Source organism: Cognatishimia sp. WU-CL00825, from assembly GCF_040364665.1.
GTDB lineage: Bacteria > Pseudomonadota > Alphaproteobacteria > Rhodobacterales > Rhodobacteraceae > Cognatishimia.
The window spans coordinates 243,861-253,986 of record NZ_BAABWX010000003.1; the positions used below are offsets into that span (position 1 = coordinate 243,861).

6 protein-coding genes and 1 tRNA gene are annotated in these 10,126 nt (G+C 52.0%); 4 read left to right on the forward strand and 3 right to left on the reverse strand.

Annotation, left to right across the window (positions count from 1 at the left end; all coding sequences use genetic code 11):
* Positions 1-22: 22 nt before the first annotated feature.
* Both gltB and ABXG94_RS13355 read right to left on the reverse strand, forming a co-directional pair.
* Positions 23-4,564 (reverse strand): glutamate synthase large subunit, encoded by a 4,542-nt coding sequence (gltB, locus tag ABXG94_RS13350; protein ID WP_353534917.1) that lies wholly within the window; start codon positions 4,562-4,564, stop codon positions 23-25.
* Positions 4,565-4,709: 145 nt separating this feature from the next.
* The gene (locus tag ABXG94_RS13355) at positions 4,710-6,143 is read right to left on the reverse strand and encodes an NAD(P)-dependent oxidoreductase (RefSeq protein WP_353534919.1); all 1,434 of its coding nucleotides are present in this window, start codon (positions 6,141-6,143) and stop codon (positions 4,710-4,712) included.
* A gap of 216 nt (positions 6,144-6,359) precedes the next feature.
* On the opposite strand from ABXG94_RS13355, the gene ABXG94_RS13360 reads away from it, so the two are divergent.
* Positions 6,360-7,163 carry an undecaprenyl-diphosphate phosphatase gene (locus ABXG94_RS13360; RefSeq protein WP_353534921.1) on the forward strand — a complete coding sequence of 268 codons (804 nt, stop codon included), beginning with the start codon at positions 6,360-6,362 and terminating at the stop codon, positions 7,161-7,163.
* A gap of 52 nt (positions 7,164-7,215) precedes the next feature.
* Here the strand turns inward: ABXG94_RS13360 and ABXG94_RS13365 are convergent, their stop codons facing one another.
* Positions 7,216-8,196 carry a complex I NDUFA9 subunit family protein gene (locus ABXG94_RS13365; protein ID WP_353534922.1) on the reverse strand — a complete coding sequence of 327 codons (981 nt, stop codon included), beginning with the start codon at positions 8,194-8,196 and terminating at the stop codon, positions 7,216-7,218.
* Between the two features lie 338 nt (positions 8,197-8,534).
* On the opposite strand from ABXG94_RS13365, the gene ABXG94_RS13370 reads away from it, so the two are divergent.
* The 3 genes from ABXG94_RS13370 (at position 8,535) to ABXG94_RS13380 (ending at position 9,974) form a co-directional block, all read left to right on the forward strand.
* A tRNA-Leu gene (locus ABXG94_RS13370) sits at positions 8,535-8,621 on the forward strand.
* Between the two features lie 229 nt (positions 8,622-8,850).
* Positions 8,851-9,771 carry a tyrosine-type recombinase/integrase gene (locus tag ABXG94_RS13375; protein WP_353534924.1) on the forward strand — a complete coding sequence of 307 codons (921 nt, stop codon included), beginning with the start codon at positions 8,851-8,853 and terminating at the stop codon, positions 9,769-9,771.
* On the forward strand, positions 9,747-9,974 hold the full coding sequence (locus ABXG94_RS13380) for a tyrosine-type recombinase/integrase (protein WP_353534926.1): 228 nt from the start codon (positions 9,747-9,749) through the stop codon (positions 9,972-9,974). Before ABXG94_RS13375 ends, ABXG94_RS13380 begins: the two co-directional genes overlap by 25 nt.
* The last annotated feature ends 152 nt before the right edge of the window (positions 9,975-10,126 follow it).

Sequence of the window (10,126 nt, forward strand, 5' to 3'; positions counted from 1 at the left end):
GCCCCTTCGCTTATTGTTTTTGTTACTCTGCAGGAATAGCAGCAGGCTCTTCTGACAAAGGATGCGCCAATTTGTTAAGCATTTCCTTAGGACAAACCTGCACAAAGTTGGTTTTCTCGACATCCCAATGCTGCAGAATAAGCGCCGCTTTCTGCGAACCGGTTTCTGCCAGGTGCCGCTCGATCAAACCTTTTAGCTGATCTTCCCAATGCGCAACTGTCACTGGACAGGTCACCAGGGTTTCCATGTTCATCACAGGAACGCTGACGCCTTCGGGATCATAAAGATAAGCCATCCCACCTGTCATACCGGCCCCAAAGTTAGCGCCAATCGTACCTAGGATAACAGCAACACCGCCGGTCATATATTCACAACCGCTGGCACCACATCCTTCGATGACAACCTTTGCGCCAGAGTTACGCACTGCAAAACGTTCACCCGCACGACCGGCCGCAAACAGATGGCCATCTGTTGCACCATACAGCACCGTATTGCCGATAATGGTGTTATCCGCTGCAACCAAAGGCGATGCCATTTGCGGACGCACAACCACGGTGCCCCCAGACAAGCCTTTGCCCACATAGTCGTTTGCATCACCTGAAACTTCGATCTTCAGGCCAGGTGCCGCAAAGGCCCCCAAAGACTGACCAGCAGAGCCAGACAGTTTTACCGTCAAATGGTCTTCTTGCAGGCTATTGCGCATACCAAAGTTACGCACGATGTGGCTTGAAGTGCGTGTGCCAACAGTCCGGTGCGTGTTTTGCACAGCATAGGACAGTTGCATTTTTTCGCCGTCCTTCAAGAAACGCGCGGCATCCCGCACGATCTCTGCATCCAGAGTATCTGGAACAGCGTTGCGCTCTTTATCGCGATTATACACGATGTCAGACGCCCCATCGACGGTAATCAACAGTGGGTTCAGGTCCAGATCATCAAGATGCGCCGACCCGCGCGAAACCTGCGCCAATAGATCTGCACGCCCGATAACGTCATCCAAAGACCGTGCACCGATAGACGCAAGAATTTCACGCACTTCCTGCGCATAAAAGGTGATCAGGTTGACCACTTTATCCGCATTGCCGGTGAACTTGTCGCGCAGCGCTTCGTCTTGGGTACACACGCCCACTGGGCAGGTGTTGGACTGACACTGGCGAACCATAATACAGCCCATCGCGATCAATGCCGCTGTGCCGATACCGTATTCTTCGGCCCCCAGCATCGCGGCCATGACAATGTCACGCCCTGTGCGCAAACCGCCATCGGTCCGCAAAGTCACGCGTTCCCGTAGGTTGTTCATGGACAGAACTTGATGCGCTTCGGTCAGACCCATTTCCCATGGCAGACCCGCATATTTGATCGAGGTCGCCGGAGAGGCCCCTGTGCCGCCATTGTGGCCAGAAATCAGGATCACATCCGCTTTGGCCTTGGCAACACCTGCCGCAATTGTACCAACACCCGACGATGCCACCAATTTCACGGTGACTTTCACAGTTGGGTTGATCTGTTTCAAATCATAAATCAACTGCGCTAGGTCTTCGATCGAATAGATGTCATGGTGTGGTGGCGGTGAAATCAGTGTCACACCTTTGGTCGAGTGACGCAGGCGCGCAATCAGGTCCGTCACCTTCATGCCCGGCAGCTGACCACCCTCACCCGGCTTCGCACCCTGTGCGACCTTGATTTCCAGCTCTTCACATTGGTTCAGGTATTCAGCGGTCACCCCAAAACGGCCAGAGGCCACTTGTTTGATCTTGGCAGATGGGTTGTCGCCATTTGGTTCTGGCACGAAATGCGCCGGATCTTCACCGCCTTCACCCGAGTCAGATTTTGCACCAATGCGGTTCATAGCAACGTTCAGAGTTTTGTGTGCTTCTGGTGACAGCGCCCCCAAAGACATGCCCGGCGTTACAAAGCGCTTGCGGATCGACGTGATGCTTTCGACTTCTTCGATCGGCACAGCTTTGCCCAAAGCTTTGATGTCCAGCAAATCGCGCAGATGAATCGGCGGATTGGTCTGCATTTTCGCAGAATACTGCTTCCACAGCTCAAACGATGCGCGATCACAGGCCGCTTGCAACATATGCATGGATTGCGCTTCCCAAGCGTGTGTTTCGCCTGATTTACGCGATTTATAGAAACCGCCGACCGGCAGAACATGTTCCGGGGCCGCAAAACCCTTGGCGTGGATCTTCTCGGCTTTGGTTTGGATACCGCTGACACCAATGCCCGAAATCCGCGAGGTCATACCCGGGAAATATTCCGCACACATCGCGCGTGACAGGCCAACGGCCTCAAAGTTCAGACCGCCGCGGTAAGACGACACCACCGAAATGCCCATTTTCGCCATGATCTTCAGCAAACCAGCATCAATCGCCTCGCGATAGCGCGCGACAGCAGTTGTAAGGTCAACGTCAAGCAGCCCACGCTGAATGCGATCTGCCAAAGAATCTTCGGCCAGATACGCGTTCACCACAGTTGCGCCTGCCCCGATCAGAACCGCAAAATAATGCGGATCAACACATTCAGCAGATTGAACACTCAACGAGCTGAATGTCCGCAAGCCTTTACGGGTCAGATGGCTGTGTACCGCGCTGGTGGCCAGGATCATTGGCATCGCCACGCGATCCGCGCCCTGCGCTTTGTCACTCAGGATGATATGGCCTGCGCCAGAACGCACCGCATCTTCGGCTTCGGCACGAATGCGTTCCAGATTGTCCCGCAATCCACCAGAGGCACCACCCGCAGGGAAGGTACAATCAATGCGAATAACAGTATCATCAAAGGCGCTTAGCAAAGCATCAAACTGTGCGTTGCCGACAAATGGGCTGTTCAACAAAACAATCTCTGTTTGCGATCCGTCTTCGTCCAAAACGTTCTTCAGATTGCCAAACCGGGTTTTCAGCGACATCACGCGGTATTCGCGCAAACTGTCGATGGGTGGGTTTGTCACCTGGCTAAAGTTCTGACGGAAGAAATGGCTAAGCGGACGGTATTTCTTGGACAGAACCGCGCTTGGCGTGTCGTCGCCCATAGAGGCAAGCGCCTCTTTGGCATCCTCTGCCATCGGGGCCAGAATTTGCTCTAGCTCTTCAATGGTATAGCCCGCTGCGATCTGACGTTGACGCAGATCTGCGCCTGTGAACAATGGCTTTTCAGTCACGCTGCTCAGTTCTGTGTCCAGATCGCGGATCTTACCAACCCAATCGCCATACGGGCGTGCGTTGGCAAGTTTATCTTTTAGCTCTGTGTCGTGGTACAGCTTGCCTTCGGCCATATCGACCGCAATCATCTGGCCAGGGCCCAAAGCCCCTTTTTCAACGACACCAGATTCATCAATCGGCACCATGCCAGCTTCGGATCCGGCAATCAGCAAGCCGTCGCCCGTCACAACATAGCGCATAGGGCGCAGACCGTTGCGGTCAAGACCCGCACAGACCCAGCGGCCATCCGTCATCGCCAATGCAGCCGGGCCATCCCATGGTTCCATGACAGAGTTGCAATAGGAATACATGTCGATCCAGCTTTGCGGCAGTTCAACCGCCTGCTTGGACCAGCTTTCAGGTACCAACATCGTTTTCGCCATTGGCGCAGAACGCCCGGCGCGCACAAAGACCTCAAACACGCCGTCCAGCGCTGCCGAATCTGATGCGCCGCCCGGAATGATAGGTTTGATGTCGTCCGCAAGCTCTCCGAAATAAGCCGAGGCCATGCGGATCTCGTGGGATTTCATCCAGTTGACGTTGCCCTTGAGCGTGTTGATTTCACCGTTATGCGCCAACATGCGGAACGGTTGCGCCAACCACCACTGCGGGAACGTATTGGTGGAATAGCGCTGGTGATAGATCGCAAAAGCAGATTCAAAGCGCTCGTCCATCAGGTCCGGGTAGAAAACCGCAACCTGTTCGGCCAGCATCATGCCTTTATAAATGATCGAACGGCACGACAGCGACGCCAGGTACAATTCCCCGACACCCGCAGAGGCAGCCGCTTTTTCGATGCGACGACGGATCACATAAAGCTCGCGCTCAAATGTTTCCTCGTCAACACCCTTGGAATTTGAAATCAGGATCTGTTCGATTTCAGGACGTGTTGCATTGGCTTTGTCACCCAAACAGGTGATGTCGACAGGCACATGGCGCCAGCCATAGATGAAATAGCCCATGCGCAGAATTTCAGTTTCGACGATGGTCCGGCAGGTTTCCTGCGCGCCAAAATCTGTGCGCGGCAAAAAGACCTGACCCACGGCAACCAGTTCATTTTTGCGAGGTTCGTGACCGGTGCGCTTGATCTGGTCGTAAAAGAATTTGACCGGAATTTGCACGTGAATGCCCGCGCCATCGCCGGTTTTGCCATCAGCATCAACCGCGCCACGGTGCCAAATGGCTTTCAGCGCATCGATGCCAGCTTCTACAACTTTGCGGCTTTTGTTCCCGTCCAAAGAGACCACAAGGCCCACACCGCAAGAAGAGTGTTCTTCGGATTCATCATAAAGGCCATTCTCAGCCAAATACTGGCGTTTTGCTTCTTCAGAGCGGACCCAATTTTCGTCGTATACTTTTTTCATGTCTTAACCCTTCCCTAACTCGGTAGGTCAATCTTCTTGCCGTGCTCTTTGTCAGGTGTTTTGTGTTACACTCTGAATTCAAGCGGGCGAATTGTACGTTTGAGGCGGCGAAACGTACAATTTGTACGTTTCACAACCCATTAATTTACTCAGCGGCGATGGCTTTGACGGTTTCAAACCGTTTCAAGATGGCTTCGGCACAGTCGCGACCATCCCGAATGGCCCAAACCACCAAAGACGCGCCACGCACGATGTCACCCACCGCGTAAACGCCATCCAAGTCGGTTGCACCGCTGGTAAACTCAGCTTTGACGGTGCCCCAACGGGTCACTGGCAATTCTGGCTGATCCCAAAGGGTTTGCAGATCTTCTGGCTCAAATCCCAAGGCTTTGATCACCAAGTCCGCCTCTTCGACATAGTCGGCACCTTCGATCACTTCTGGCGATTGACGACCAGAGGCATCGGGCTGACCCAAACGCATGCGCTGCACCATCACACCATTGACCTTGTCGCCGGTAAAGCCTTTGGGGGCGGCCAACCATTCAAAGACCACGCCTTCTTCTTCGGCGTTTTTGGTTTCACGTTGCGAGCCCGGCATGTTGGCACGGTCCCGGCGATACAGGCATTTCACGCTTTCAGCGCCCTGACGGATCGCTGTGCGCACACAGTCCATCGCTGTGTCGCCTCCACCAATAACCACTACCTTTTTACCATCCGCATTCAGCTCGCCGCTTTCGTATTCAGCAACGGTGTCACCAAAGTTCAAGCGGTTGGAGGCCGTCAGATAATCCAGCGCTTTCACGATGCCCTTTGCACCGGCACCTGGGCCTTGCAAGTCACGTGATTTATAGACGCCAGTGGCGATAATCACCGCATCATGCGCTTTGCGAATGTCTTCAAACGAAATGTCTTCGCCCACGGCGCTGTCAAGTTTGAAGGTGACACCGCCTGCTTCCAGCTGTTCATTGCGACGCATGACAACGTCTTTTTCCAGTTTAAAACCGGGGATACCATAGGTCAGCAGGCCGCCCGCACGGTCATGGCGATCATAAACTGTCACCTGGACGCCAGCGCGACGCAGAAAATCAGCCGCTGCCAAACCACCAGGGCCCGCACCGATGATGCCAACGCTTTCTTTGCGCTCGGTCAAAGGCACAATGGGTTTCACCCAGCCTTTTTCCCAGGCCGTGTCGGTGATGTATTTTTCTACGGTGCCGATAGTGACTGTGCCGTGACCGGATTGTTCAATCACGCAATTGCCTTCACACAGACGATCCTGTGGGCAAATGCGGCCACAGATCTCTGGGAAAGTATTTGTCGCCTGAGACACTTCATAGGCTTCTTCCAAACGACCTGTTGCCGTCAGGCGCAGCCAATCTGGGATGTTATTGTGCAGCGGGCAATGTGACTGACAATACGGCACACCGCATTGCGAACATCGGCTCGCTTGCTCTTCCGCTTTCGCTTCTGCAAACGCTGCATAGATTTCATCAAAGTCTTGGTTGCGTTCATCAGCATCCCGTTTAGCGGGCATATCCCGATCAACTGACACAAATTTTAGCATTGGTTGCTTTGCCACAGCAGCTGCCTCCTGCAAATCTTAGGTCTGGACTGTGTAAACAAAGCGGAATAGGTATAAAAGTCACAAAGGCTGACCTAAATGTCGCTTTTCTCGAAATGATCAAAGATTTCACGTGAAAAAAGCGTAAAATAAGGTCCGAATCGGACCAATATAGACTCTATCATTATTTTCCACCTGTATTATACGGGCTTTGACACAAATAGAGAATTTCAAATGGCGCTTTATCACCTGATTCTTTTAGCTATTGTACAGGGTATTACGGAATTTCTACCCATCTCGTCTTCTGGTCACCTTATCTTGCTGCCAAACGCGATTGGTGCCGAAGATCAAGGGCAATTGCTGGACGTCGCCGTACATGTCGGCACATTGGGCGCGGTCATTCTGTATTTTTGGTCAGACGTAAAAATGGCCCTCATCGGCACCCCACGCATGTTGCGCGGCAATATCTCTGATCCAGAGGCCCGGCTGGCCTTTCTTTTGACAGTAGCAACCATTCCAACAATCATCTTTGGTCTGTTTCTGGCCTTGAGCGGCATTGATGATTTGCTGCGGTCGATCACCGTGATCGGCTGGACCATGCTTGGGTTTGGCATCCTTTTGTGGTGGATGGACCAAAGAGGCACGACAACCAAACAAGCAAAAGAATGGTCACTGAAAGATGCGATGATCATGGGGCTCTGGCAAGCACTTGCGCTCATTCCAGGCACATCACGGTCCGGGATCACCATCACCGGTGCGCGCGGGCTGGGATATGACAGAGAAAGCAGTGCGCGCCTGGCCATGCTGATGAGCATTCCCACCATTCTGGCAAGTGGTGGCTATCTATTACTGGAAAATGGTTTCAGCATCACATCAGACCAGGCCCTAGATCTTGTCATTGCCGCGGGGCTGGCATTTGCCTCGGCTTTGCTGGCGCTCAAATTGATGATGCGGTTGCTGCAATCCTTAAGTTTTACACCCTATGTGATCTACAGGGTCATTCTTGGTGTGATCTTACTGGCGGTCGCTTATTCATAAAAAAGGCGGACCACAGGCCCGCCCTTCAAATCAAACTAGAAGCCCTTAACGTTTAAACGTTCAAGTTCTTTGCAGAATCTTTTATCGCATCAAACTGTCCAGACGGACGGAACCGCCAGAGGTAACCCGGCAAAATGGCCGACGTCGGCGTGGGTGTGATGCCCAGATCCGCCAAGCCTTTGGCATCTGCACTCACAACGTTGTCGTTGCGAAGCTGCTTTAGCTGATCAGCGGTCAGAATCGAATTATAAAACAGCCCAAATGTCACGCTTTGCATCAAACCAAAACCAAAGGCCATGATGCGCCCAACAAAGAACGGCAGATTGATCACAAGTTTGCGCTGATGAATTTCAGCCAGCATTTCGGCGACGATCTCGCGCAGCGAACAAACATCCGGACCGCCAAGTTCATAGACGCCCGAAGCTTGGCCAAGGATGCCTTGAACTGCCGCCTTGGCGACATCATCAACATAAACCGGCTGGAACTTGGTCGCGCCACCAACAATTGGCAACACCGGACCAAATCGAGACATAGAGGCAAACCCGTTGAAAAACTCATCTTCAGGCCCAAAGATCACCGACGGGCGCAATATCAGTGCGTTTGGCATATGCGCCAAAACCGCCTGTTCGCCCAAGGCTTTTGTTTGCGCATATTCGCTGCCAGCGTCTTCGTCTGCGCCGATTGCAGACACATGCACCATCGTTTCTATGCCAGCCGCAGCCGCCAGTTTTGCGATACGCGCCGCCCCTTCGTTTTGAACGGTGTTAAATTCGTTTTTGCCGCGTTCGCTTAGGATGCCAACGCAGTTCACAACCGCATCTGCGCCATCCATCGCGCTCTGCACCGAAGCATCATCGCGGATATTGCACAAAACAGGTTCAACCTGACCAACTGCGCCAAAGGGTTTTACAAACATCGCTTCGTTTGGGCGCCGTACCGCGACCCGGACGCGCCATCCTTGCTTGGCCATGCGGCGCGCAATGTAACGTCCAACAAAACCAGATCCGCCGTAGATAGTGACAAGTTTCGACATAAAAGCCTCCGCGATCTCAATTCTCTACGTCAATTACCCCTGTGCGCCCTTGGGAACAAGGATCAAATCCATTTCGAAGGGTCAAATCTGTGGCGCTTGGACCCTTCCAGACAAGGCTCTCTGGTGTTCCTGTGCGTTGTTCCAGCCGCAAGTGCTGAATAATTGGGGCAGGCCAAACAGACCAATTCCTTCCTTGTTTGGAAATTACATATATATTTCAAATACCTGCACAAGATTTGGTTTGGGGTGATAATAATATGTGGATTTTTTGGGAAATCTACAAAATCCACGTTGACTCCCCCCTCTGACACCTCTAAATCCCCCCTCACGACATCTAAGCCCAGATGGCGGAATTGGTAGACGCGCTAGCTTCAGGTGCTAGTGTCCGCAAGGACGTGGAGGTTCGAGTCCTCTTCTGGGCACCATTTTCCTTGAACATTCATACTCATAGTTGCTCAATTTTATTGAGCTTTTTGCCGTTTCAAGGTTATCCTTCTGAACATCGCAGAACATGCAATACCCCCACAAAACATTAGATTTGGGGGTGTATTTGGGGGTACTCCCCGACTTCAGAAGGACGATACCCCCTATAGCCCTATCGGACTTAAAAATAAAAAAAGGCCAAGGCCGTGGCGAAGCCACTCAAGCTGAGCGATGGTGGCGGACTGTACCTACAGGTCACTCCAAACGGGTCAAACTCTGGCGGCAAAATACCGGTTCATGGGCAAAGAGAAGCTGCTTTCCCACGGAAAGTATCCCGAAGTATCTCTTGCCGATGCCAGAGCGAAACGGGATCAAGCCAAAGCGTTGCTCGAAAATGGAAAAGATCCCGCTGTTCAAAAACGGCTCGACAAAATCGAAGCCGAGACACGTTCTCGGAACACCTTTTTGCTTGTCGCAGAGGAATATCTGCAAATGGCGTATGATCGAGAATTAGCAGACGCAACTATTCGCAAGAAACTATGGCACGTTCATACACTTGCACAAGAACTCCATCACCGCCCCATACGTGACATTACAACGGCAGAAGTGCTGCACATTTTAAAGAAAATTGAACGTAGCGGACGACGAGAAACCGCCAAGAAACTTCGCGGCACCCTTTCTGGTATTTTTCGGCACGCAGTTGTGACGCTTCGCGCAGACAATGACCCTACCCAAGTCATCAAAGGCTCATTGTTACCTGTAAAGGTCACAAATCGCGCCGCCATTACAAATGAAAAGGACTTTGGCCAGTTGCTACGTGATTTAGATGACTACACGGGCGCTGGTGTTATCAAAGACGCCATATTGTTCCAAATCCTTACCATGACAAGACCAGGTGAAACTCGGGGTGCTCGGCAAAATGAGATCGATTTGGAAAAGTGTACTTGGACAATCTCTGCGGCTCGGATGAAAATGCGACGTGATCATATCGTACCGCTTTCAAGTCAGGCTTCGGAAATCATCCAACGTAACTGGATCGACGTTGAAGGTGTTGAGTTGACTTTCCATCGCTCAATTCAAATCGGAAATTACTTTCAGAAAATGCATTTAACTCAGCTCTGCGCCGAATGGGATATTCGAAAGAAGAAGTGACTGCTCATGGTTTCCGCTCGACGGCAAGTACCAGACTCAACAATCGGAAGTTCGATGGAGAGGTGATTGAAGCCGCTCTAGCGCATCAAGACAAAAACGCGGTTCGTCGAGCATATAATCGCGCGACCTACTGGGATCAGCGTGTGGAACTAATGCAAGACTGGGCCGAACTAATAGATGACTTTCGCCTGGCTAAGTTTTGAGTACGGATGTTCATACAGCATGAATTTTCTATTTTCGCCCCAAGTTATGAGCTAACTTCGTTGCACCTAGGTATCGTGTAACCCTGGGCATCGCGATGCTCCTATCTATAGGAGAAATCGTGATGAGGATTATTACAAAACGCCAATTGAAG